Origin of the sequence: Leclercia sp. LTM14 (assembly GCF_023736175.1) — a bacterium.
Classification (GTDB): Bacteria; Pseudomonadota; Gammaproteobacteria; order Enterobacterales; family Enterobacteriaceae; genus Enterobacter; species Enterobacter barmai.
In genome coordinates this window covers 338,505-359,600 of record NZ_JAIKTT010000002.1, presented here as the reverse complement: position 1 = coordinate 359,600, position 21,096 = coordinate 338,505, and the positions used below count along the sequence as shown (strand labels likewise).

32 protein-coding genes and 1 pseudogene are annotated in these 21,096 nt (G+C 51.0%); 10 read left to right on the top strand and 23 right to left on the bottom strand.

Going from position 1 to position 21,096, the window contains the following annotated elements:
* Positions 1-39: 39 nt before the first annotated feature.
* Both K5I40_RS06100 and K5I40_RS06095 read left to right on the top strand, forming a co-directional pair.
* On the top strand, positions 40-2,148 hold the full coding sequence (locus K5I40_RS06100; RefSeq protein WP_223074067.1) for a hypothetical protein: 2,109 nt from the start codon (positions 40-42) through the stop codon (positions 2,146-2,148).
* Between the two features lie 2 nt (positions 2,149-2,150).
* The gene (locus K5I40_RS06095; RefSeq protein WP_223074066.1) at positions 2,151-2,357 is read left to right on the top strand and encodes a hypothetical protein; all 207 of its coding nucleotides are present in this window, start codon (positions 2,151-2,153) and stop codon (positions 2,355-2,357) included.
* Positions 2,358-2,371: 14 nt separating this feature from the next.
* Here the strand turns inward: K5I40_RS06095 and K5I40_RS06090 are convergent, their stop codons facing one another.
* The 23 genes from K5I40_RS06090 to K5I40_RS05980 form a co-directional block, all read right to left on the bottom strand.
* Positions 2,372-2,641 (bottom strand): hypothetical protein, encoded by a 270-nt coding sequence (locus K5I40_RS06090; protein ID WP_223074065.1) that lies wholly within the window; start codon positions 2,639-2,641, stop codon positions 2,372-2,374.
* Between the two features lie 85 nt (positions 2,642-2,726).
* The gene (locus tag K5I40_RS06085) at positions 2,727-3,359 is read right to left on the bottom strand and encodes a hypothetical protein (protein WP_223074064.1); all 633 of its coding nucleotides are present in this window, start codon (positions 3,357-3,359) and stop codon (positions 2,727-2,729) included.
* Complete coding sequence (locus K5I40_RS06080) at positions 3,359-3,595, bottom strand: hypothetical protein (protein WP_223074063.1); 237 nt, start codon at positions 3,593-3,595, stop codon at positions 3,359-3,361. The genes K5I40_RS06085 and K5I40_RS06080 overlap by 1 nt, the downstream gene beginning before the upstream one ends.
* Entirely contained in the window at positions 3,592-3,825 is a 234-nt protein-coding gene (locus K5I40_RS06075) for a phosphoglycolate phosphatase (protein WP_223074062.1), read from the bottom strand. The genes K5I40_RS06080 and K5I40_RS06075 overlap by 4 nt, the downstream gene beginning before the upstream one ends.
* Positions 3,818-4,573, bottom strand: coding sequence for a hypothetical protein (locus tag K5I40_RS06070; RefSeq protein WP_223074061.1), 756 nt, complete (start codon positions 4,571-4,573; stop codon positions 3,818-3,820). The genes K5I40_RS06075 and K5I40_RS06070 overlap by 8 nt, the downstream gene beginning before the upstream one ends.
* Positions 4,573-5,982 carry a baseplate protein gene (locus tag K5I40_RS06065; RefSeq protein WP_223074060.1) on the bottom strand — a complete coding sequence of 470 codons (1,410 nt, stop codon included), beginning with the start codon at positions 5,980-5,982 and terminating at the stop codon, positions 4,573-4,575. Before K5I40_RS06065 ends, K5I40_RS06070 begins: the two co-directional genes overlap by 1 nt.
* Entirely contained in the window at positions 5,969-6,316 is a 348-nt protein-coding gene (locus K5I40_RS06060) for a hypothetical protein (RefSeq protein ID WP_223074059.1), read from the bottom strand. Before K5I40_RS06060 ends, K5I40_RS06065 begins: the two co-directional genes overlap by 14 nt.
* 214 nt (positions 6,317-6,530) lie before the next feature.
* Positions 6,531-6,911 (bottom strand): hypothetical protein, encoded by a 381-nt coding sequence (locus K5I40_RS06055; protein WP_251929555.1) that lies wholly within the window; start codon positions 6,909-6,911, stop codon positions 6,531-6,533.
* A 6-nt stretch (positions 6,912-6,917) separates the two neighbouring features.
* On the bottom strand, positions 6,918-7,628 hold the full coding sequence (locus K5I40_RS06050) for a phage baseplate protein (RefSeq protein ID WP_223074057.1): 711 nt from the start codon (positions 7,626-7,628) through the stop codon (positions 6,918-6,920).
* A complete protein-coding gene (locus tag K5I40_RS06045; protein ID WP_223074056.1) occupies positions 7,625-8,575 on the bottom strand; it encodes a hypothetical protein in 951 nt (316 codons plus the stop codon). The genes K5I40_RS06050 and K5I40_RS06045 overlap by 4 nt, the downstream gene beginning before the upstream one ends.
* Positions 8,576-8,619: 44 nt before the next feature.
* The gene (locus tag K5I40_RS06040; RefSeq protein WP_223074055.1) at positions 8,620-8,958 is read right to left on the bottom strand and encodes a hypothetical protein; all 339 of its coding nucleotides are present in this window, start codon (positions 8,956-8,958) and stop codon (positions 8,620-8,622) included.
* A gap of 700 nt (positions 8,959-9,658) precedes the next feature.
* Positions 9,659-9,916, bottom strand: coding sequence for a hypothetical protein (locus K5I40_RS06035; protein ID WP_182918398.1), 258 nt, complete (start codon positions 9,914-9,916; stop codon positions 9,659-9,661).
* Positions 9,913-10,797, bottom strand: a complete 885-nt coding sequence (locus tag K5I40_RS06030; protein WP_223074054.1) for a tyrosine-type recombinase/integrase — start codon at positions 10,795-10,797, stop codon at positions 9,913-9,915. Before K5I40_RS06030 ends, K5I40_RS06035 begins: the two co-directional genes overlap by 4 nt.
* Entirely contained in the window at positions 10,787-11,308 is a 522-nt protein-coding gene (locus K5I40_RS06025; RefSeq protein WP_223074357.1) for a hypothetical protein, read from the bottom strand. Before K5I40_RS06025 ends, K5I40_RS06030 begins: the two co-directional genes overlap by 11 nt.
* A gap of 2 nt (positions 11,309-11,310) precedes the next feature.
* Positions 11,311-11,469, bottom strand: a complete 159-nt coding sequence (locus tag K5I40_RS06020) for a hypothetical protein (RefSeq protein WP_223074053.1) — start codon at positions 11,467-11,469, stop codon at positions 11,311-11,313.
* 10 nt (positions 11,470-11,479) lie between these two features.
* Positions 11,480-11,746, bottom strand: a complete 267-nt coding sequence (locus K5I40_RS06015; RefSeq protein WP_223074052.1) for a hypothetical protein — start codon at positions 11,744-11,746, stop codon at positions 11,480-11,482.
* A 4-nt stretch (positions 11,747-11,750) separates the two neighbouring features.
* On the bottom strand, positions 11,751-12,005 hold the full coding sequence (locus K5I40_RS06010) for a hypothetical protein (protein ID WP_223074356.1): 255 nt from the start codon (positions 12,003-12,005) through the stop codon (positions 11,751-11,753).
* Positions 12,005-12,373: a hypothetical protein gene (locus tag K5I40_RS06005; RefSeq protein WP_223074051.1), complete on the bottom strand. Its 369-nt coding sequence runs from the start codon at positions 12,371-12,373 to the stop codon at positions 12,005-12,007. Before K5I40_RS06005 ends, K5I40_RS06010 begins: the two co-directional genes overlap by 1 nt.
* The gene (locus tag K5I40_RS06000; RefSeq protein ID WP_223074050.1) at positions 12,360-12,623 is read right to left on the bottom strand and encodes a hypothetical protein; all 264 of its coding nucleotides are present in this window, start codon (positions 12,621-12,623) and stop codon (positions 12,360-12,362) included. Before K5I40_RS06000 ends, K5I40_RS06005 begins: the two co-directional genes overlap by 14 nt.
* Positions 12,623-12,904 carry a helix-turn-helix transcriptional regulator gene (locus K5I40_RS05995; RefSeq protein ID WP_223074049.1) on the bottom strand — a complete coding sequence of 94 codons (282 nt, stop codon included), beginning with the start codon at positions 12,902-12,904 and terminating at the stop codon, positions 12,623-12,625. The genes K5I40_RS06000 and K5I40_RS05995 overlap by 1 nt, the downstream gene beginning before the upstream one ends.
* An 11-nt stretch (positions 12,905-12,915) precedes the next feature.
* The gene (locus K5I40_RS05990) at positions 12,916-13,638 is read right to left on the bottom strand and encodes a hypothetical protein (RefSeq protein ID WP_223074048.1); all 723 of its coding nucleotides are present in this window, start codon (positions 13,636-13,638) and stop codon (positions 12,916-12,918) included.
* A 7-nt stretch (positions 13,639-13,645) separates the two neighbouring features.
* Complete coding sequence (locus tag K5I40_RS05985; protein ID WP_223074047.1) at positions 13,646-14,167, bottom strand: hypothetical protein; 522 nt, start codon at positions 14,165-14,167, stop codon at positions 13,646-13,648.
* An 8-nt stretch (positions 14,168-14,175) separates the two neighbouring features.
* Positions 14,176-14,466 carry a hypothetical protein gene (locus K5I40_RS05980; protein ID WP_223074046.1) on the bottom strand — a complete coding sequence of 97 codons (291 nt, stop codon included), beginning with the start codon at positions 14,464-14,466 and terminating at the stop codon, positions 14,176-14,178.
* A 356-nt stretch (positions 14,467-14,822) separates the two neighbouring features.
* On the opposite strand from K5I40_RS05980, the gene K5I40_RS05975 reads away from it, so the two are divergent.
* From K5I40_RS05975 to K5I40_RS05935, 8 genes and pseudogenes are all read left to right on the top strand, one after another.
* Positions 14,823-15,839, top strand: coding sequence for an HlyD family secretion protein (locus K5I40_RS05975; RefSeq protein ID WP_223074045.1), 1,017 nt, complete (start codon positions 14,823-14,825; stop codon positions 15,837-15,839).
* Positions 15,840-15,849: 10 nt separating this feature from the next.
* The gene (locus tag K5I40_RS05970; protein WP_223074044.1) at positions 15,850-15,993 is read left to right on the top strand and encodes a hypothetical protein; all 144 of its coding nucleotides are present in this window, start codon (positions 15,850-15,852) and stop codon (positions 15,991-15,993) included.
* A gap of 50 nt (positions 15,994-16,043) precedes the next feature.
* Positions 16,044-16,376, top strand: coding sequence for a hypothetical protein (locus tag K5I40_RS05965; protein ID WP_251929554.1), 333 nt, complete (start codon positions 16,044-16,046; stop codon positions 16,374-16,376).
* On the top strand, positions 16,343-17,032 hold the full coding sequence (locus K5I40_RS05960; RefSeq protein WP_251929553.1) for an MFS transporter: 690 nt from the start codon (positions 16,343-16,345) through the stop codon (positions 17,030-17,032). Before K5I40_RS05965 ends, K5I40_RS05960 begins: the two co-directional genes overlap by 34 nt.
* A gap of 141 nt (positions 17,033-17,173) precedes the next feature.
* Entirely contained in the window at positions 17,174-17,785 is a 612-nt protein-coding gene (locus tag K5I40_RS05955; RefSeq protein ID WP_223074043.1) for a fimbrial protein, read from the top strand.
* 54 nt (positions 17,786-17,839) lie between these two features.
* Positions 17,840-18,507 (top strand): annotated as a pseudogene (locus K5I40_RS24000) (molecular chaperone).
* Positions 18,508-18,560: 53 nt separating this feature from the next.
* On the top strand, positions 18,561-19,097 hold the full coding sequence (locus tag K5I40_RS05940) for a FimD/PapC N-terminal domain-containing protein (RefSeq protein ID WP_251931007.1): 537 nt from the start codon (positions 18,561-18,563) through the stop codon (positions 19,095-19,097).
* On the top strand, positions 19,040-21,061 hold the full coding sequence (locus K5I40_RS05935) for a fimbria/pilus outer membrane usher protein (RefSeq protein ID WP_309487353.1): 2,022 nt from the start codon (positions 19,040-19,042) through the stop codon (positions 21,059-21,061). The genes K5I40_RS05940 and K5I40_RS05935 overlap by 58 nt, the downstream gene beginning before the upstream one ends.
* Positions 21,062-21,096 lie beyond the last annotated feature (35 nt).

The following is a 21,096-nucleotide window of genomic DNA, read 5'->3' as shown; positions in this document are numbered from 1 at the left end:
CGCTTTTAATCGCACCTGAGATTACTTAATGAGGTGCTTATGTCCGAAAATAATTATGGTGCGCTGATGATGAAATCGGAAATCGCCACCACCACAGATATTGACACCATCCTGGAGCCGGGTATTTATCCAGTTCCGGGAGGTAATACATCATCACCAGATCCCAATGGCGGAACGCTTACCATTTATCCCGGCCCACCAGTAACTCGTACTTTCATTTCAAATAACATCGTCATAATGGTTTCAACATACAACTATGCAACCAAAGCATGGACAAATGGTGAAACTCCAGTGTTAATGAAATCTCTTTCCAGTACTGAAACTGATTTAGGCGACGCTCTAATAGGTGTAAAACAGCCAATTGCAATGGCAATAGGCCGTACTCAGCACGGGAAAAACGCAGAGTTCGTCAGCGTATTTGATTTTGGTGCGATAGGTGACGGTACGCTTCACCCTTTGAGCGAACGCTTCACTACTCTGGCAATGGCTCAGATCGCTTACCCATTCGTAACCAGCCTTACACAGTCCATCGACTGGGCAGCTATTCAGGCAGCACTGAATAGTGGGCTGCGAGTACGCTTTACAAGCCTTGGTCGCGAGGTAAATCTCGCCGTTAATGAGGAGATGGCAGTCATCACCGCCGGTCAGGTTCTCGAGGCCGATAATGCCGGAGGTTATGGCTATGCTGATTACAATTTGGGGCTTACCTGGCAATACTCTGGCGTCCGAGTCACCGCAATGGGTACGTTTGCAAAAAGACTCAGAACAAGGAGATTGTGGCGAGGTTCGGCTTCAGATCCTCAGGACGCTCCGTTATCTGTGCTATTCAATGTGCAGGCAGAAGGGGTACGATTTCATGGACTTGGCCTGACACTTAAATGTGATTACAGCAATCTTTCTCCGACGAACTTTGGTGACGATTGTGATGTGGCTATTTTTGTTGGAACCAGAGTTGGTACACAGATTCACGACGTGACAATAACAGGCTATTTTAGAAAGACTGGAATATTGCTCGACGTAACTCAGTCTGATGAACTGCCACCATTCAATGACATTAACGGAAAACCCTTCCCGCTTGGCACTAATAGAAACCTTGGAGATGGGACCCATATTTTTAATCCGTTTATCAGGGGACCTCGTGTAGGACTCGCCATAATTGGCGCGAAACCCAAGCCAGGGCAGAACACATATTCAGACCCGTATTATGACGAGTTGCTTGGTACGGCAGTGCCTGACTTCCGTGGTCGCGGAGGTTTCTCAGACTTTATGTGCCTGGGTGGGCGCATCTTCGGGCCTGACCACCACAGCGGCTGGCGTCTACAGGACCCGACTCTTGTTGGTGGTGTGCTTACACAATCCGGGATGGAAAGCGAGCCTGATTTCTCACCAGCTGCGGTATGGATTGACGGACTATCTAACAATGCCAGTTCAAACCTTTGGGGCATGCGCTTCTTCGGCACTCGCATCGCGACATGGGAAATGTTCCGCGTTCGACTGGATAAAGCCAGCCGCGTAGTATTTGACAAATGTCATATTGAAGGCCGTAACAGCTCGGATATCAAAACTTCCACCGGAGCATCTTTGACAGGGGCGGGCACAAATGATTACACCCTCTACACCTACGGCTCAGTGGCGGGAACAAGTCGATCGACACGTTGCGCTTACTACGATGCAGTGACCTCTACGGTAGAAGACACAATTCCGCACTGGTACGGGACTCAGTTCCAGCTTCATGCGCGTGACGGCTCTAGAATTTATATGGCTAAAGGCGGATTTATCAGCTCTGTAGAAGGGAACACTGACATCAGAGCACCGGATGGATCGTCAATTTTACTTCGAATTGGCACATCGACAGTATGTCAAATCGCAGCGGATGGCATCGCTTTAAGCCGGGATGATACCTATCGACTAGGGTCGAGTGCGGCAAGCTTCACTGAGGCTTGGGCCAAAACATTCCGAACGACTCTTTCAACAGGAAGTGGTGGCCCAGGGCCTGGAATATACTCCGGAGAAGGATCCCCTGAGGGAATAGTCTCAGCTGTAACTGGCAGTAAATATTATCGAACCGGGCCAATAGCTAATGCAACTCTAGCGCGTGAATGGATAAAAGATAGTGGAAACGGCAATACTGGCTGGATTGCGAGGTAATTATGACTGAAAAAATGACGTGTTATTACGATGCCGAACATAAGCTGATTAATATCGGAGAATGGGATTACATGAAATATCCCATATACGACAACGATGGCTTTATTGAAGAGATCGTGGACGGCAACCCACTACCTGATGGTGCTTACAGTAAAAAAATGTATGTTGTCCTGAACGAAGACGGCAGCCGGGCGGTTGTTGATTTATAAACATACAAGGCCGCTTATGCGGCCTCTTCCTTTCTCGCTCCTTTGTGATGGATCTCCCAGAGCGTTATCCCTATCGAATCACAGAAATCCCCCAGGTGATTTAACCCTGACCACTCACGAATTCCACCGCGAGCAGCCTCGACAAATACCGCAGCATCAGCAGAACGGTGAAGCCCGAATAGCCGCCATTTACCGGCCTCTGTTTTGGTCGCCACCACACGGGCAAACATGCCGTTGCGGTAAAAGTCCGTGAAAACTGGCTTTTTTCTCGTTGTCACTTTCATAAAAAGACAAACCCCCGAAATGTTGATAACAAATCGGGGGTATGTTGGCACAAATCATCAAAATGACTTTTTTATTTCTCAGCGGTCACGATGCCTGAGCGATATCACGCGCTGACGGTAGCGGGTTGCTGTAGACCATGCCGCTGATTACCGGCGCGATGGTCATCTGTGATTCGTTTTTGCGCTTGAGGGTAATCGACAGAGCGCGGCTGGTTTCCTGGCTGGTCAGGGCGCGGGTGGACAGCAAAATCAGCGTCAGCGGAATCACCACCAGCCCGGACTGTTCCAGAAAACGGCGCTTGCCGCCCAGCTTATAGACAGGCGTTACGCCGGACACCGTCAGGCCAAAGAAATTGGCGGGTGCTGTATCATTGGCTGTCTTGGCCGGGCAGAAGATTACTGCCTTATCGAACCCGGTAACGGTTAACTGCAGCGCGGACAAATCAGGCGCGGCGTTTACCGGAGAGTTTTCACCGTGGAATATCTCCAGATCGCACACAACGCGCTGTAACGGGTTCTGGAAATTCAAGGACCATGCGCCTGCCAGTAAACCGCCAAACACGTCTATCGTCTGCTGTGGGTACGGAATGCCGTTAATTGGCGCTGCGCTTCCGCGCACCTCAGCTGGAAGCACCCAATCCGGCACAATGCCTGTGTCGGCAATAACCGCTTTCGTCAGGTCGGATATGGCGACCAGTTCATCAGATGTTAAGGCCATTATTTCCCCTTAGCCGTTAAAATTCGGTCAATATTGGCGGCCTGTTCGTACAGGTCGTTAAAGATGTAGTTGAGTTCAGCGACATCAATTGGATCGCCCGGCACCAGCTTATTACTGGCGTCGATGTAGGTCGGTTTAAACCCTACAGATTGCGATGTTGCTGATGGCTGCTTTTTGCTGGCGAACGCGCCACCATTAAATGGATAAACCCGGTCAATCGTCGCAAAGCTGTTCATGGCTGATTCGCCCGCGCCAACAGCGCTTTATATTTGGTGTACAGGTCGTTGAGAATGTAATTCATTTCCTGCGCACTGATGCCATCTCCAAACACCAGGTTACCCTGAGCGTCAAAATAGGTCGGCGCAAACCCTGTAGCTTGCTTCTCCTGCGATGGTTCCTGTCTGTTCGGGATATCTGCCCCACCCTGCCCGGCGTAAGTCTTATCTGTCGCTGCCCAACTATCCATTCAGTACCTTCACTTTTTTTACTGTAACGAGTGTATTGAACGGCTCGACAAGGTCGGCACCGCTCTCCGTTTTTGTTCCTGTGACCCTGGTCAGCAATGATTTAGTTGCCGTAACACGGATCCCCTTTGAGGCGGTGGCCATGACGGTTCTTTGTGTTTTCTCATATTTGATACCACCCCAGACAGCAGGGAACGCATTCCCAGGGAACATGGGGGCATGATTCGTCAACTTCACATTTGGCGGTACCGCGGCGCTATAGATATCAGCGCCGAACGTGGCAGAAACCAGCGTTTCCGGCAGTTCAATATCAGGAGCCATGCTGCCGCACTGCACAAACACCATGCGAAACGGCACGCGGTTGAATGCCGCGCCTACTGCGCCAGTGCTTAACCCGACTTTATCCAGCGTCAGCCAGGTCAGGTTATAAAGCTGGCGAATGTACGCGCCGATTGATGGTCGGGATTGCGCGGAAACCGACTGGCTACCCATTGCCTGGCGTATCGCCATACGGTATTCATCATCGTCACGCCCTTCGCGGTGAACGTCATACTCCTCGCCCCGCGCATCCAGCAACTGCCCGGTTGATTCATCCAGCGAGTAGCCTTTTTTGAGATACTCGATCGCCGCCGTCATGCTCGCATTGCTGGATTTCAACCCGGCGACCAGGTCAATGTTGCGCTGCTTGCGCACTTTTGATGTAAGGCGCTCTTTCGCTAGCTGCGCAGGGCTTTTGATTACCGGCTCCATCACGACACCGCCACGGACGAGTTATTGGTAACAGCAATTATCCCGCTCCCGATAGCAACGGTTTTGTCGGCAGGCGTGGAGGTTTTGCCGACCGTTACAGTGATATCCGTCAGTGTGGGAAATGCTGACAGCAAACGCGCATAAATTTGACCAGCAAACACATCACGCCCCACCTGCAACTGCGAGAAATAAGCAGTTACGGTGTTTCTCGCCACGCTGATGTAATCAGCAGGCTTTCCTGTGGTTTCAGCATCCCATATGGCCCCGGACACCGAAACGTAAACCAGTTGATAGCTCTGACGGCTGAAATACACCGTTTCCGTTGTGGTTCCGTCTGTGGCTGTTCCGGAAACGTCACCGTAAAATCCGCACTCACCCGCCGCCGCATCGTAAATCGCCTGGGCGATATCGTTATCCGCTCCGCCAGCGACAAAGGCATGTATTGATTTGCCTGGCACTCCATCAGCATTGGTCTGGAATCCGCGATTAACTTCAACGTCTGCATACGTCACACCGTCAACGGCCAGGATCGCATTTTTGATACCTGGACGTGACGAACTGATACTCACGCGCCGCGCCGCTGCAGCTGCCTGTATGCGCGGTCGGTAAATTTCATCATCCTCAATCAGGTAGCCTTTAAGACCATTCGACAACACCAGAATGTCATCAGTGGCAATATAGCCAAAAAGCGCCTCCGGAAACTCAGTGTCGCTCTGATACCAGGCCGTAGCCGGTATGCCGGTACGTACAACCTGGAATACGTCATCAGCAAAAGAGAACTGAATCAGCGAGCGCCCGTCTGCCGCATACAGCAAGCTACCGTAAGCTGTCGCATAGGTCGCCAGTGATGGCTCTCGCGCCACAATATCTGCGTATAGTCGGCTGATTATAGTGTCTGAGGTATCGCTGGTCTGATACTGCGTGGAATACGGCTTTCCGGAGATAGAGATTGTGAACGTGTTCCCCGCAGTAATAGCAGCCTGCTTCACGGACAACACAAAACCGGCTGCCGTCTTGCCGTTCTCTTTCACATCCCCGGTCGTTGTCCAGTCGCCCGAACTGCCGGAAATCGTGAACAGCTCACCCGCGTTAACGGTCTGCCCTGGTTGCAGCAGGTAGATGACGTAAGCGGAGGATCGCGTTAAGCCGTTGCGGGGAAGGTTAAAGCGCTCGCCAAACGCATCAAGCTGGGCTTTCTCTGCCTGAGAAATGAAGAACCCGGCAAACACCCAGCCGATCGCTTCAATGATGTTCAGGTCATCCTCTGCCACCACCGCGATTGTCTGTCCGACGAGTGAATCCCCATCAGGGTTAACGTTGCCAAGCGCCCCCTTTAACTTCTCGTATTTGTCGCCGCGTATCTCGGGCAACCTGGCACCGTGCCAGCCGCTGTCGTTAACTAATTCCACTGCTCACCTCTTTGGTTTCATTGCCGATGTAAACAGCGAAACGGATAGTAAAATCGCCTTTTACATCGCTGATGTTTGTTGCCCTGGCATCGGTGACACCTGGCGTGCGTTTGGCCTCGGCGTTAATCATGTTGGAGACGATAGAGGCCGGGAGTTTTGACCCCATGATGCCGGGTAGCCACGGCAGACCCTGCGATGTGTCCAGCCACCACTCACCCCTGTTGGTGGCGACGCGGATCTCCGCCTGCTGCGCAATGCCATCAATGCCCCCATCCAGCACAAAATCACCATTGACGAGGATTACACCGTCATCGTCCTGCATTATGTCCAGCATCAGTAATCCATCCCCTCGACATGCTTTAACCCATGCACCCAGACAAGGTGTCGATACATACCAACTGGCTCTATCATCTGAACTACGCCAACCGGGATAATTCTCCTACCCCGGCACGTTGGCATCACCAGCACCAACTCTTCCGCCAGCTTTGGGCGCTCGTCACTGATGAAGCAGCCTTTTCTGGCCTGACGATATTGCGTTGTTGTTATTTTCATTCTGTGTGCCGCCATTGCTCCAGGTGAACGATCGTCACCGCAGCGTCAAGTGACTCGATATCCAGCAGGTCATCCAGGTCAAAGCCCTCGCCCGCGTCGTTCAGCATCTGCGCCATAGCCGCCTGGTGCGGCAGCTCGAAAGGCAGATCGCAATAAAACGGCATGTACTGGTCTTTGCAGTCGCGGCATGTCGCCATCACCATTGCCAGCGGCGCGTTAATGAGGGGCACGCACTCCACGCACTCAACTACCAGCCCCGTGCGTTCGGTTACGCTGATAATGTCTCCCCTGCTGATTTCTTTGGTGTAGTCACCAGCCATCAGGAAACCGCGATTAGAAAGAGCAATTTGTGCAGCCTGGTCATTTAGTTTCATCATTGATTCCTATTGTGGTTTGCTGGTGGACTTGCCGTCGCCCTGCTCCAGATGGGTGTGATTGTTGAAGGACTTACCGCCGCTGATGTGGTCAGCCGCTTCGCTGGTTCCGGTGACTGTTACGTTGCCGCCGAACGTGGCATTAGACTTGCCGCCAGCGCCCTGGCTGATGGATCCCGAAATGGTCAAATTGCCGTTTATGGTGGTCATGGGGGCGGTTATATCCATGCCGCCTGGCGCGTTAATGGATGCTTTATTGCCCGTTAACTCGAATGTTGCGCCCTTCCCGGTGTTGCCTTTGATGGTGCCCTCGTCCATTTCGATGAAGGCGCTACCGCTGAACAAACGCAGCCCTGCGCCATCCGGCATCTGATGGCTGGCGAAGTCGGAAAAGCCGCAGAACGCCACGGCTGAGGACAGTGTTTTGTGGTCTGGTTCGTCGTCGTCACCGTGGGATAAAGCGACAAGCAGACATTCATCACCAGGCTTAACCCGACCGGATACGCCGGACTTGCCGCCATCCCAGACGAGAGACACCAAACGGACGTTTTCGACCTCGGCGTACTCAATGGGATCCGGGTTATCACCAAAGGTGCGTTTAGGTGTTGGCTTGACCGTTGCCCGACCACCCTTAACAGAGACAATCTTTGCCTCCAGCGCGAACAGCGCAGAGTTAAGCGCCTGGTCAACGATGGCCGCGATTTGGCTTGCCGCTCTCATGCGATAATTCCCTCCCATGAAGTTGTGCGGGGCTGAGAATCTCTGGTGCTGAACCGGTGCGAGATTTTTTTGACGATAATCTCCCAGTTCTCACCCATCGACGGGGAAGAGAGCACCACCTTTTCACCTATCTCCACACCACCGCGCAGCAGTGACTCCCACGTAATGGCCTCGATTACACCTATCTGGCGGCGTGCGCCCTTGCTGTAATCCACCTGTGAGTTTTTCGGGGGCCAGGCATACGTTTTGATGCTCTTTTCGTGTTTGGCCTGTATCTGCTCTTTCTCTGACGGCTTTTTCTTTTTCCGTTTCGGGGTATGGATTTTGAGAAGCGGAACGCCCAGCAGCCCGCTGTCAGGAGAGAACGCGGCAGCACCATCAAAGATGGAATCACCAGCTGTGACAGCAATCGACTGGTACTGGAGTGACCACGTGGCGTTTACCGGGCGGCAAAGGCTCGTCAGAACGTCGCGGGATAGCGCCGCAGCGCTGATATTTTTGGGGAGAGTCAGCGCAGCGGCCGCTTTTGACAGCTGGCAACCCAGCCCCATATCAGAGGCGACCTGCGCGATCGCCTCCTTGAGGGATTGCCCCTTACGGAACTTGCGTGATGTGACGCTGGCGCGGAACGGAATCAGGGCCTCGTACAACTTCATTTTCAGGCCGTAAACCTCGCTTGGTTTAACGTTCACGGCGCTGATGAGTTCACCCTGGAACAGCGTGAACATCCCTTCATCTATATAGCCACCTGCGAACGTGACCATAGAGCCAGCCTGGACGATCGCGTTATGCGTCTCAGGCGTCAGCCCCCAGATAGTTAAGTCGGCCTCGTTCGGCTCTTTCTCGTCATCGCGCACACAGGAAAAATCCACATCAACGCCGTCAATGTGGATCGTCTCACCATCGGTGCAGAAAACAGTTATCTCGTACTGCCAGCCGTAAGCCATAAATCGCCTCCTTATATAGGAGTGATTTTTAGGCATGCACCCGGCTAATTACAGAAACGCCGCCAGCGGTAACGATTGTCAATATATGGCACAAGGTTTGAACTGTGGATAACCATAAAATAATTGCGCCCTGCATGAATCATGTTAGTGGTCAATATCGCCCTGATGTCGCGCCAGCATTGTCTTTCAATGTGGATAACATTAATCGTGCCAACTTTATTGTTGTTATTTTGTTGGTTTTGTAGTGGTCGCTTTTCACTCAAATAATATGTAACAGCGCTAACATAATTAAACGGATAATTTATTGCCCGTTTCGCCGTAACGCCTAAAAATGATTCTCCGACCCCAGCAGGCGACGGAAACAAGCCCGGTGCGGGTTTCATGGGTTTATGCTCCCCCTCTCTCTCCACCTCTCCATTTTTCGCACTGCCTGCATGATGGCGTGTCAATACGTTAACGGGTCTGGTCGTACCAGAACGCAGAAACATATCTGAGCGAAACCATTATCAAAAGTCGAATGAATGCAGTTATGCATTTGAATGTGTTACTTTTTGTTGTGTTGTGATTTTCCCGGCTTTGTTTCTGTCTGAAATATTTATTAATACTTTCACCTTTTTTGCTGGTTTAATGGCCTGTTTTCGACATTTGGTCGCACTGTCAAACCTTATATATCCGTTTGCCTCACCTCTCTATCATCCTGAAATATCAGCCACTTTTCACAGCCAAAACTTTTTAATTTTCTGCCGTCTTAAATTACAAGTTATGGACATCAAAAAATGACCAGAAATCGCGCACAAAACAATCAAATTTTATATGTTATTGATAATATTGAAATTAATTATTCTGAGCGTTTATTCTCGAATTATTGATATATATCACCGTTTATCGCTCTGATTTGTGGTTCGTTTGTTTTTATCCACATAACAATTTATTTACTACTTACGTTACATTTGTAACATTAAGATGTTGAGTTTATGTTGCCGTGAATTTAACAATATATTCACATGTTCAGAGTGTCGCCTGGCGTTTTTCAGGCACAAAAAAACCCGGCATTAGCCGGGCTGCTATCACATCTGCGAAGTATCAGCACATGCTGGAGAAAGCCACCTCAACCTCTGAGGCGTTGAGCGTGCACAAATCGGTATAGAGCGCCATTGCGTCAGCCAGCAGCTGGCGACCACCCATTAATATTTTCTCGTTGTTCCGGTCGATTAATTCCACGCGGTAAATAGATGGCGCTGCTTTTAAATTAGTGCGCAACTGGAGGCATTTAAATACACATCCGCGCGGGTAATTCGTTTTATACATTACGTCGTTGTCTTTAATGGCCGCTGTTTTCATTTTTCTACCTTAACGCTGAGATAATCATCTATGGAGTTTTTTAACGCCTTGCGCATCGCTGAATATGGCGGAGACTGCAAATAAGCGGCAGGCACATCTTTAACTGCATGGTTAAGAATTAACTCCACCGCTAAATAATCCTCTCCGCGAACGGCTGAGGCAGTACGAAATACCTTTCTTAGATCGTGACTGCGCCATTTAATCCCGGCGCGAGATACCACCGTATTAAGCGTGTTGTATTTGATTTCTGAGTCCTCAATCACCCCTATCCACTCAGTTACCAAAGGTACGTATTCAAGCGGAACGGGCAGCAGCAGATCCGAATGCGTTTTTGTGTGTCTGTCAGGCACGAACAGGCGACCGCCAGCCAGCATGGAGGTGCGTTTAAGCGATAGCGTTTCTGATACCCTGAAACCGAAGCACAGCATCAGGCGCAGGACGCACCTGTAAGGCTCTCTGACCGATTCGATATCGCGCACCACATCAACGTATTCAGTGACGCTCACGCGGCCCGGCTTGCTCAGTGCGCGGTGCCGTTTGATACGTTTACCAATAGAACGGGCGGCAGTGCGCATGGCATCGAGCATTCGCCCCAGCGAACCCGGCGCGGCGGGTTTGAATTTAATATCAGCGTGAATCACCCAGGCGACGACCGCAGCCACACAGTCAATGCGCTGGCGGATTGTTGAGGCAGCAAGGCCATCATCAATGCAGCGGTCTGCGTAACGGATCCATGTATCCGGCACGCTGGCGGCGCGAACCCCCAGCGACAGAACCGGCTCAAGCATGCGCACGGCGTGACGTTCGTTAATGATGGTCTTTTCGCGCAAACTGACCGCCCTGGCGCGGCGGTCAACCATTACCAGTAAATCACTCAACATCACGACCACCCTTTAGCATGGCGGCGCGGCAGGCGTTCCAGCCATCGATGTAACCTGCCTGCATGTAGCGATTGAATCCTACGGCCATTCTCGCGTCATGCGCGGTTGCCTCTGGCGGCACCACCGCGGGCTGCGGTAACTGTGGTGCTGCGCGAAGGGCTTTAATGTGTACGCGACCACCGACAAAATGCCAGTCAACCTTGCACCCAGTTGCCGCCGAAAATCCACGGCAAATTGTCTCTGCTTCGTGTTTAGAGATGGCGAGCACGCAGGCAGTAATACCTCTCTCAAAAACATCATGATCACATTTATCTTTGTCGCTGACCCATGCCACCGGCTCCTGCTCCATGCCACCCGTCAGCGCTGCCAGTGCGATTTCATCCACAGCGAGATTCATTGCCACCTCTTTTGCTGTTGCCAGCTCCGGTGGCAGCCGTGTCAGCAAATATCGGTTAGCTTCCATTCTGGTTTTGGCTTGCTCGATCAGCTGCTCTTTGGTGAATTTGGTCATGATTACCTCGTTGCATTCAGTGCGCCTGATGCGCAGGCAATTAAAAGCGTCAATGCAGCAACGCCGCCGCACTCCGGCGTACCCCAATCAATACCTGATGCCAGCACCACAAAGGCACCACAAGCAGAAACGACGCTGAAAGGAAAAGTGAATTTGGTCATGGGTTAGTCCTCAACCTGCGGTGCTCAATACAGCGGATGGAAAATCAATCGTTTCGTCAAAATCCGCGCCGACATATACGGCAGCGGTTCCCCATTCGCCCGCTGCGCGGCTGTCCAGCGCGTGCTGTATTTCATTTTCCCGGCGCAGGTCATACAGGAAAATGTTGTTGTCGCCGATGGTGTAGTAACCGATTTTTTCCGGTGACGGGCAGCGATCGAGAACGGCTTGCAGCTCATCGATCCACGCCTGTTCTTTTTTGGTCAGTTTCTTAGCCATATCCCTACTCCCCCTTGATGCTGATGCCAGCGGCCTGCAATGCCCTTTCAACATCGCGTTCATAACGCAACGGCTGGAAAACGCCATCAATGAAATACTCATCATCAGCACAAGCTGCCGGAATGCTCACCTCCCGAGCCTCCAGTTCAGCGATCCGCGCATCCTTTTCGATTAATTGCTGAATTAACCCAGCAATGCGCCCATTCTGAAATTCCCAGGCCTGCTCTGCCGTCATACCAACCTTCAACTTCTCGCTCATTATGCTGTCTCACCTCGCACAGCCAGCGCGGTGCGGATCGCCTTTGCAATGCGAGCGTAAAGGCCCGCGTTTTCGTAGTCCTGTTCGCCAGCCCATTCAAAGATGACGGCGGTAAACTTCATGTTGCTGATGACCGTAGAGGTGGCATCACTGCGGGCGTACAGCGCTACCCACGCGCCCGGATTGGTTACTCGCTTCATAACCCCACCCAGCGCTGGGGTAACACCACGGATAGCAGCAGCGTGACGGCTGGCAGTGCCTTTGCTCACGCCCTCACGTTCTGCGCGATCGGCTACCAGCTTCAAACCCTCCTCAATAAAGCTCTTAGAGAGGCGGCGTTCGTTGCGTTTGGTTTTAATTTTGTCCATTTGAATCACCTTGCGTAATCATCCAGGCTGTAGCGTTCGGAGCCAGGCGCACCTCTGTAACCAGACCGCGCGTCGCCATGCTTTTCATCTTCTGGCGCACGTCATACTGGAGGATCGCCTTATCTGGAAGTTGGCGACACAGAGCCTCACGGATGAAGCTGGTGTACAACTTCTGGTTCTTCAGGCCGGGGCTAGACCAGCGCTGAAAGACCTGGAAAATGTCGGCGTCTTTAATGAGATATCTGCGCATTACCGGCTCCTTTTCGGCACTACTTCAACGTGACCGCACTCCGGGAAATCAATACCGATGCGAAGCGTGGCGGCAGTGTTTAGCACCATCCGCATGCTCGGTGTTCCCTCAAACCCTTCCACCCGTCGAACCGTGGCGCGCGTGACGTCTATCAACTCCGAAAAGTCTGTTTTGCTCAGACGCAGCTCTCGCCGCAGGTTTCCACTGATTAAAAGGTCAGTTAATTGACCAATGGTCATCCGGCGCTTTTCTGCCATTACCTTTTTAATGTTTTCATTCATCGGAATGCCCCTTATGAAATGCTTACAACGTATTGGTTATCAGTTAGCTTAAAGGCGTGAATCGCTGTTCGTGATGCAACCCAGTCGTCATCCCCGCGCAAAAGTAGCGGCACTGTTTTTTCTGTGTTAATTAATTTCTCAATTACCTTTTTTGCGTTTTCATCTTTAGACGTATCGAAAACAAAGGCTCTTTGTTTTGATTTGATAACGTCGATCTTTTCAGATCCTTTTAAATATCTTGTCAGAAATACTTCTTTTTCTGGCGCGGCATTTACCATCAGGTTTTCAATTGAATGCTTCATGTTCACCCTGTGCGGGTTTTTATATTCAACTTCCCCGGCAATGCTTCCGTTAGCCATTAGCCAGACAATGTCTTTTAACGGATAGTGATTTCCCTGAATTAAAACGCACTCCTCACCCTCGCGCGTTCTGACATAAACAGGCGTACCTTTTTCACCCATTCCTTTTCTGGATTTACGGAAAAGGCCACCGTCGCGGTATTCAAATAACTCATGACACTTCTGAAAGAGCCACGCCTGATTAAGGTAATCACTGCCAGAAGAAACCCCATTGATTAGGTCAGCAAGTGGGGAGACATCCGCATCAGCCACGGACTTAAGCGCCGCGCGCATCACGTCTGGCAGCAGTAAGCCGCAATCTTTCACGCGCTCTTGTGCGCGGGCATAAGTGTCTTCATCTGCGCGAAACTGGATAATCTGCGTTGCTCTTTTCATATTTTCCTCAAATTAAATTCGGTTCTACGTACACGCCAGTTCGCAGCGCGTTATGGAATGCATTAGCCAGCCTGCATGCGTTTATTTCTTCTTTGGACATGGCTGGCCGTGGTTTCACTGCTTTCTTTTTTTCTGGCCTTACGGATTTCAAGGCGCGAGTTATAGCCCCGCTCACAAAAAAGTTCTTTTGTGCTTTTTTCAGGTGGTAAAGAAATTTCCCCGTCTCAGGACATTTATCCTTTTCAATTTCCACATATGGGGATCGAAACATATTCCAGATTCGACGGGCGATATTCTTAGCCGTTTGTCGCTGGAATCTGGCGTTAACCTCTTCGCATATCTGGCTTACTGAGAGCCTGCGATTAATCATTATTTTCACAAGGTCACGTGCCGTTACGTTCCTTTTCAAACCGTCATACGCGAGACGCAGAGACTCGCGGAAATATTGACGCGCAGAACCGCCGTAAGTTGCGGCCCCTTTTTTTGCCAGCTCCCAGGCATGACGAAATACCAGCGCAAAATCGTGCATGATTTCCCTCACGTGTTCTTTTCCAGAGATTTGTAATTTTTGGCAATGAAAATGCCGTGTTTTCCGCTGTGTGGCGCAACGTGAAAAGCCATGCCACGGCGGGAAATTTCAGAAAGGATTTTTGCAGTACGAACAGGCAAGGCCTGGACGTAATCAGAGGGAGAGATGTTGGAAGCTTCATCGCCGAAAAGGTGGGCTACGTTATCGCCCTCACCCATCCGACCACAAATCAAGAGCAAAGCGCTAACAACATGCTTGATGTTGCTGCTTTTGGTTAACTTTACGCCTAAAACCGCCATAACATGACCCTATAAAAAGTAGGGATTACATGCTACGAACCTGCTGAATGTATATTATGTTAAATTGGATGTAAGGGTCACTCAGTCTACCAGCCGCAGCCATTCCCTCCTCTGTCCATCTTGCGTTTTCAATCAAGGTGAAATCGAATTCTCCTTTGTTCCAGTATCCCTGCAGAAACGGCTTTTACTTTCCAAAATTTATTTTTAAACAGCGAATAGCACTTCTTGCTCGGTTTACTATAAGTCCGCTTATTATATTTATCCTATCAATAAATCAATGATACCTCAGCGCATCGACCTGCTCTGCGCTCTGTTTTTTTTGTACCTCGGGTGTCACCACAATTAAGAGATTTGATATGACTATTAAAAAGTTACGCTTCATTTTATTGCTGGCCATTCCTGCTCTGGGCATCGCGTCTGGCGGCTGGTTTTATTTAAACAGTGGCCGTTATGTCGAAACCGATAATGCCTACGTGAAAGCCGACAAAACCGCGATCGGTGCGGAAGTTTCCGGGCGCGTTATTAATGTGGCGGTCAGAGAAAATCAGCACGTCAATAAAGGCGACCTTCTGTTCAGCGTTGATCCCAAACCCTATGAACTGGCCGTCTCGGAAGCCAAATCAGAACTCAATGATACGGTTATCGCGCTAAATACCATCAAATCCCAATACCAGAGCAAACTTGCCAACATCGCGGTATCGAAAAGTCAGCTTGCTTACGCGCAACGTGAAGAAGGACGTTTGCACAGGCTGAACGGTCCGGGATATGTATCTGCTTCTGATATGGATGGTGCTCACCAGAAAGTTTTATTAATGAAGCTCGAAGTTAATATGCTGCAAAAACAGTTGCAGGAAGTGGCAGACAGCTTTGGCGGCGATATTGCCACGCCAGTTGAGCAACATCCGCGTTATAAAAAAGCCCTGGCTGAACTTAATACTGCTAAAAACAACCTTTCCCATGTGAATGAATACGCCCCCTCCTCCGGCAGCATTACCAAAGTGCTGCAAGCCGGGGAATTTGTGCAGAGCGGAACAACGGCAATGCTGTTGGTTTCGGACAGCAATCTCTATGTCGAAGCTAACTTTACCGAAAAAGATCTGGCCCATATCCGTGACAACCAGCTTGCTGATATTAACGTCGACTATGCACCCGGCGTAACCTGGCACGGTAAAGTCAGTAGCATCAGCCCGGCAACAGGCGCGGAATACGCAGTGATCCCGGCGGAGAACGCCACCGGCAACTGGGTAAAAGTGACGCAACGTGTACCGGTACGTATCCGTCTGCAAACCGAATCGGATAAACCGCAGCTTCGGGCTGGTCTGAGCGCCACCATCAAAATTAATACCCAGGCTGATGCCGGTAGCGCTTCCTGAGGAGGGGCTTATGTCTGATGTCATTGCGGCTCCGCTGCCGCAAAAGAAAAGTGCGGACCACCGCATGTTGATTACCTTTTCGGTAATGCTGGCGACAATCATGCAGGCGCTGGATACCACCATTGCCAACGTTGCACTGCCGCAGGATGGTTAACCGAGTACTACAGTTGGCGCTGGGTATTCTATATCAACATTCCGTTTGGCGTGCTGGCCTGGCTTGGGATCACCGCCTTCGTCAAAGAAACGGTGATCGACAATAAGCGTAAGTTTGACCTGTTGGGCTTCTTTTTGCTCAGCGTGACGATTGGCAGCTTGCAGCTATTTCTCGACCGTGGTGAGTCGAAAGAGTGGTTCTCAAGCGGTGAAATTATTATTGAAGCCGCTCTCGCGGGCGCGGCACTGTACCTGTTTATCGCGCATATTTTCACCTCGAAAAAACCTTTTATTGAACCAGGGATTTCCGCGATAAAAATTTCGTTGTCGGACTGCTGTTCAGTTTTGGTATGGGCACCATTCTGCTGGCAACAATGGCGCTGATGCCGCCGCTTTTGCAGGGTTTTATGCACTATCCAGTGATTGATGTCGGTCTGCTGATGACGCCACGCGGGTTCGGCACCATGTTCAGTATGATGATTGTCGGACGTATCGCCGGCAAAGTGGATTTACGTTATGTCATTGCCGCAGGCGTGGTGATCATGGCTATTTCACTCTGGCAGATGACGCATTTCAGTATGTGGATGAGTCAATGGGATATTATCAGTAGCGGTGTGGTACAAGGTATTGGTATGGGGCTGACGTTCGTGCCGCTCTCCACCCTTACCTTCTCAACGTTGGCACCAAAATATCGTACCGAAGGGACCTCTCTCTATTCGTTAATACGCAATATTGGGAGCAGTATTGGCATCTCTGCAGTCACCACTTATTTAGCGCAACAGAGTCAGCGTAATCACAGCATTTTTGCTGAATTTATTAATCCCTTTAATAAGGCCCTGCATGAGAATATTCACCACGGAGCCTACAGTCTGCATAGCGCATCCGGGCTAATGGCGATTAATGGGGAAGTTACGCGTCAGGCGACAGTGCTGGCTTATTATCAGGATTTCCGCCTGATGATGTTCTTATGTTTACTACTCTTACCCCTGGTGCTGCTCTTTTCCAAACCGACACGTGTGGAAGAACCGATTCTGGAATAATGCGTTTTCCCACCTGCTCTGCTACGTAAAATTTATTTTTAAATGAATTTACGTTTAGGTCTTCACAATGAGTTTGTTAGCATTTCCGCTGTTTTTTATTCGCGGCAAATAAAGCCGTTTTAGAAAAAGGGAAAAGTAGGCATGATCAATAAAAAAAATATTGTGGCAGTCACCGTCTGTACGTTAATGATGACCAGTGCAAGTGCGCTGGCTGCTCTTCCGTCAGGTAACAGTGATAATGGCATGAATACGAATCCGGGCTCTGATACAGGTACTCAGGGCACCGGCGGCGTGGTCCATTTCACCGGAAAAATTACTGACGCATCCTGCAACGTCAGCACGGATACCGCGGGTCAGACTGTGGATTTGGGCACATGGGCCGCCTCTTACTTTGCAACCCAAAAAGAGACCACCCGTACCCCTTTCCATATTTCGGTGGAGGGATGCCCTGACTCGGTCAAATCCGTTGCCGTTCTGTTCGATGGTACAAAAGACGCTACCGATAATGCGCTGCTGGGCCTGAATTCCGCCGTAGACAGCGACGGAAATACGGCAACAGGCGTGGCCGTTAAGCTGTACGAAAGCGATCGTAATACTCAGATTAGAATTGGCGATGTCTCCAAAAGCGTCACTCTCGCCGAAGGCGAAGACTCTACAACCCTCAATTTTTACGCAAACTACAATGCCACCGCTGACAACGTCACCACCGGTGAAGCAGATGCAGATGCGAACTTCCTGATGGTTTATAACTAATTTGTCAAATAAGCAGACAATATTCTGCTTATTTAATTCTCAGCGGAAATCAACATGGATAAGAAAACATTAGCAATACTGTTTTTGTCATTGGGTTGTTCCCTTTCAGCACATGCCGGTGTTGTCATGGGCGGAACGCGTGTTGTTTACCCTCAAGGGCAACGGGAAGTTGCCTTTTCAATTACCAATATGGAAAAAGAGACTCCCTATTTAATCCAGTCCTGGATAGAAAACTTTAGCAGCACCGATAAATCAGCCCCTCCGTTTGTTGTCACGCCAACGTTATTTCGTCTTGATGCTGAGCAAAAAATACGCTGCGGATCAGCTATCTGGGGACCCCCTTGCCTTCTGACCGTGAGTCCGTTTTTTGGCTCAATGTCAAAAACATTGCGCCAACCAGGAAAGCAAACAGCAATAAATTACAGATTAACGTCAAATCGAAATTCAAACTCTTTTTCCGTCCATCTGGCTTAAAAGGTGATGCCGCTCTGGCCTATAAGCAGCTGAAATTTACCTGCTCCGGTAACAGATTGACCGTGAAAAATCCTTCGCCATGGTTCGTCTCCTTTTATCGGGTCAAGGTGGGTAATACAGAATTAAACGATCCTGGTATGGTGGATCCGTTTGCCGAGCGTAGCTGGAATACATCCTGTGCGGGAGCCATTAGCTGGCAAGCGATCAATGATTTTGGTGGGCTGACGCGCCTGGCCACTCAGTCCTGAAATGCGTCTGGCAACGAATCGTTTTTATAACGGTACCAGGCCAATCTCTGTTAATGAAAACCTCCCTCCTAAGCAGCGTCGACCGATTCAGTCTGGTTATTTTCACCGGCGCGCTAACCCTCAGCTGCGGCCTGCGACAGGCACAGGCAGATGACTATTTCGATCCTCATGCATTAGAGATCACCTCCGGGCAGCAGCAAACAAGTGACCTGAGCTGGTTTTCCCGGCAAGGCGGGCAAAAGCCCGGGCGCTACAAAGTTTCTGTTTTCGTTAACCAGACCCAGGTCGACGAACGCGAGCTGGAATTTATACAGCAAGATGCGCAGCTGGTACCGGCTCTGGATGCTGGCTACCTTTCCCGGCTGGGTGTGAACACCGGGGCATTTCCGGCGTTTCAGGCCCTGCATAAAGGCGATACCTTTTCCGACCCCGGAAAATTCATACCCGATGCGGCAGTCAAGTTCGATTTCGCCGCCCACCGTCTGGACTTCAGCATTCCGCAGGCGGCAATGCGGCAAAAAGCCGGGGTTTTATCCCGCCTGAACAGTGGGATGAAGGGATCCCCGCGGCCTTTGTCGATTACAACCTGACGGGATCGACAACCAATATCAACGACATTCACGACAGTGACAGTTTTCTTAGCCTCCGTTCCGGTTTTAACCTTGGCCCGTGGCGCGTCCGTAATGCCTCCTCGGTTGAATACGGCGCTGGTCATCACTGGCAAACGCAGGGTACGTCGGTCAAACGGGCAATTAAACGCTGGAAAAGCGAACTGATGCTGGGGGATGGATACACCTCCGGCGACGTCTTCGACAGTTTTCAATTCACCGGGATGCAGCTTGCCTCTGATGAAAATATGCTTCCCGATAGCGAGCGCGGTTTTGCGCCGACCATCCGTGGCATTGCTCATAGCAATGCCCGCATCACCGTTCGTCAGCACGGTTACATCATCTATGAAACTTACGTTGCGCCCGGCGCGTTTGTCATTAACGACCTGTTCCCGACAGCCCAGAGTGGCGACCTCGACATCACGATCCGCGAAAGTGACGGTAGCGAGCGAAACTTCACCCAGCCGTGGTCTGCTGTGCCCTTTATGCTGCGTGAAGGACGCGTCAAATTCAGCGCCAGTGCCGGTAAATTTACCCGCCCGGATACGGATGGCGAGACGCCAGCCTTTATCCAGGCATCTGCTTTCTATGGCTTGCCTTCAAGCCTCACGCTTTATGGCGGCGCGCAGTTATCCAACCACTATCAGGCGCTGGCCATTGGCGTCGGCAAGGATTTTGGCCAACTGGGGGCATTGGGTATCGATACCCTGGCTGCCCGCGCACAGCTAACGGAAAACAGACAAGGTCACGGTCAGCAGCTACGCGCCCAGTATCATAAAAATATTGCGACGACAGATACCTCTCTCGATCTGTTCAGTAACCACTACACAACCCGCGATTTTTACAGCTTTAGCGAAGCGAATAATTATCGGGATCCTGACCAGCACATTGAAAACCGCCGTCACCGGATAGAGCTCAGCCTGACGCAGGATTTTGGTGGCTGGGGCAACATCAGCGCATCGTTTTATCGACAGAAATACTGGAACTCTTCTGCCGTAGATCAGACCGTGCACGTGGGATATTACGCCAACTATAAGGGCATCTCCTGGAGCCTGGGCTACTACCTCACACGCTCAAGTTCAGATGACAGCGACAACGAGCGTTCGGTCAACCTGAGCGTGAGCGTTCCGCTAAGCCGCTGGTTGCCTGGCGGCACCACCAGTTACAGTCTCAACAACAATCTGAATGGCCACACCACGCAACAGGTTTCCCTGTACGGAACGGCGCTTTCACAGGATCAGCTCAGCTACAACATCCAGCAAGGTTTTGATAATCAGGCCCATGTTGCCAACAGCAATCTGGCGCTGGCCTGGCATGGCGGTTCGGGCAGCGCCAGCATCGGTTACAGCCACGATCGCTATAACGATCGTCTTAACTACGGTGCGGCCGGTGGCATTGTGGCGACGCAATATGGCGTGACGCTGAGCCAAAGCCTTGGCGACACCATTGGTCTGATCCGCGCAGAAGGCGCACCTGACGTGCAGATTGAAGGGGCTACCAATGTTCATACCGATTCTCGCGGCTACGCCGTCATGCCCACACTCTCGGCGTACCACAAGAATACGCTTTCACTGGATACCGAAACGCTGGCGGATGAGGTTGATCTTGAACAAAACAGTCAGACGGTCGTTCCTACCAGCGGCGCGGTGGTTCTGGCGAATTACCACACCCATGTTGGAGTAAGAACCCTGATTACGCTCACCTGGCAGGGGCGTCCCCTCCCGTTCGGTGCCAACGCCTTTGTCTCCGGCGCTGAAAACGCGACATCCAGTAAAGGGATTGTGGGTGATGGCGGACAAGTCTATCTGAGCGGCGTACCGCTGCGCGGTGTGCTTCATGCCAGCTGGCGCCAGCAGGGGCAGACAGTCCGTTGTTCGGCTCCCATCACACTGCCTGCAGCAACAGAATTCAGTCCCGTCAGGCTGCTGGTGGAAAAATGCGATTAAAGACAGAGGATGATGTGAAAAAATGACAACGCTAT

What these genes read in the sequence shown, in the direction of transcription:
- K5I40_RS06050 (WP_223074057.1), bottom strand. Translation starts at nt 7,628, where the DNA reads ATGAGAGCGGCAAGCCAAATCGCGGCCATCGTTGACCAGGCGCTTAAC.
- K5I40_RS06060 (WP_223074059.1), bottom strand. Translation starts at nt 6,316, where the DNA reads ATGCTGGACATAATGCAGGACGATGACGGTGTAATCCTCGTCAATGGT.
- K5I40_RS06000 (WP_223074050.1), bottom strand. Translation starts at nt 12,623, where the DNA reads ATGCGCAGATATCTCATTAAAGACGCCGACATTTTCCAGGTCTTTCAG.
- K5I40_RS06020 (WP_223074053.1), bottom strand. Translation starts at nt 11,469, where the DNA reads ATGACCAAATTCACTTTTCCTTTCAGCGTCGTTTCTGCTTGTGGTGCC.
- K5I40_RS05980 (WP_223074046.1), bottom strand. Translation starts at nt 14,466, where the DNA reads ATGGCGGTTTTAGGCGTAAAGTTAACCAAAAGCAGCAACATCAAGCAT.
- K5I40_RS05990 (WP_223074048.1), bottom strand. Translation starts at nt 13,638, where the DNA reads ATGAAAAGAGCAACGCAGATTATCCAGTTTCGCGCAGATGAAGACACT.
- K5I40_RS05970 (WP_223074044.1), top strand. Translation starts at nt 15,850, where the DNA reads ATGTCTGATGTCATTGCGGCTCCGCTGCCGCAAAAGAAAAGTGCGGAC.
- K5I40_RS06040 (WP_223074055.1), bottom strand. Translation starts at nt 8,958, where the DNA reads ATGAAACCCGCACCGGGCTTGTTTCCGTCGCCTGCTGGGGTCGGAGAA.
- K5I40_RS05975 (WP_223074045.1), top strand. Translation starts at nt 14,823, where the DNA reads ATGACTATTAAAAAGTTACGCTTCATTTTATTGCTGGCCATTCCTGCT.
- K5I40_RS06095 (WP_223074066.1), top strand. Translation starts at nt 2,151, where the DNA reads ATGACTGAAAAAATGACGTGTTATTACGATGCCGAACATAAGCTGATT.
- K5I40_RS05985 (WP_223074047.1), bottom strand. Translation starts at nt 14,167, where the DNA reads ATGCACGATTTTGCGCTGGTATTTCGTCATGCCTGGGAGCTGGCAAAA.
- K5I40_RS05960 (WP_251929553.1), top strand. Translation starts at nt 16,343, where the DNA reads ATGGGCACCATTCTGCTGGCAACAATGGCGCTGATGCCGCCGCTTTTG.
- K5I40_RS06010 (WP_223074356.1), bottom strand. Translation starts at nt 12,005, where the DNA reads ATGAGCGAGAAGTTGAAGGTTGGTATGACGGCAGAGCAGGCCTGGGAA.
- K5I40_RS06090 (WP_223074065.1), bottom strand. Translation starts at nt 2,641, where the DNA reads ATGAAAGTGACAACGAGAAAAAAGCCAGTTTTCACGGACTTTTACCGC.
- K5I40_RS05995 (WP_223074049.1), bottom strand. Translation starts at nt 12,904, where the DNA reads ATGAATGAAAACATTAAAAAGGTAATGGCAGAAAAGCGCCGGATGACC.
- K5I40_RS06075 (WP_223074062.1), bottom strand. Translation starts at nt 3,825, where the DNA reads ATGGATAGTTGGGCAGCGACAGATAAGACTTACGCCGGGCAGGGTGGG.
- K5I40_RS06030 (WP_223074054.1), bottom strand. Translation starts at nt 10,797, where the DNA reads ATGTTGAGTGATTTACTGGTAATGGTTGACCGCCGCGCCAGGGCGGTC.
- K5I40_RS06085 (WP_223074064.1), bottom strand. Translation starts at nt 3,359, where the DNA reads ATGGCCTTAACATCTGATGAACTGGTCGCCATATCCGACCTGACGAAA.
- K5I40_RS06100 (WP_223074067.1), top strand. Translation starts at nt 40, where the DNA reads ATGTCCGAAAATAATTATGGTGCGCTGATGATGAAATCGGAAATCGCC.
- K5I40_RS06015 (WP_223074052.1), bottom strand. Translation starts at nt 11,746, where the DNA reads ATGGCTAAGAAACTGACCAAAAAAGAACAGGCGTGGATCGATGAGCTG.
- K5I40_RS06055 (WP_251929555.1), bottom strand. Translation starts at nt 6,911, where the DNA reads ATGATGAAACTAAATGACCAGGCTGCACAAATTGCTCTTTCTAATCGC.
- K5I40_RS05955 (WP_223074043.1), top strand. Translation starts at nt 17,174, where the DNA reads ATGATCAATAAAAAAAATATTGTGGCAGTCACCGTCTGTACGTTAATG.
- K5I40_RS06080 (WP_223074063.1), bottom strand. Translation starts at nt 3,595, where the DNA reads ATGAACAGCTTTGCGACGATTGACCGGGTTTATCCATTTAATGGTGGC.
- K5I40_RS06005 (WP_223074051.1), bottom strand. Translation starts at nt 12,373, where the DNA reads ATGGACAAAATTAAAACCAAACGCAACGAACGCCGCCTCTCTAAGAGC.
- K5I40_RS05940 (WP_251931007.1), top strand. Translation starts at nt 18,561, where the DNA reads ATGAAAACCTCCCTCCTAAGCAGCGTCGACCGATTCAGTCTGGTTATT.
- K5I40_RS06045 (WP_223074056.1), bottom strand. Translation starts at nt 8,575, where the DNA reads ATGGCTTACGGCTGGCAGTACGAGATAACTGTTTTCTGCACCGATGGT.
- K5I40_RS06070 (WP_223074061.1), bottom strand. Translation starts at nt 4,573, where the DNA reads ATGGAGCCGGTAATCAAAAGCCCTGCGCAGCTAGCGAAAGAGCGCCTT.
- K5I40_RS06025 (WP_223074357.1), bottom strand. Translation starts at nt 11,308, where the DNA reads ATGACCAAATTCACCAAAGAGCAGCTGATCGAGCAAGCCAAAACCAGA.
- K5I40_RS06035 (WP_182918398.1), bottom strand. Translation starts at nt 9,916, where the DNA reads ATGAAAACAGCGGCCATTAAAGACAACGACGTAATGTATAAAACGAAT.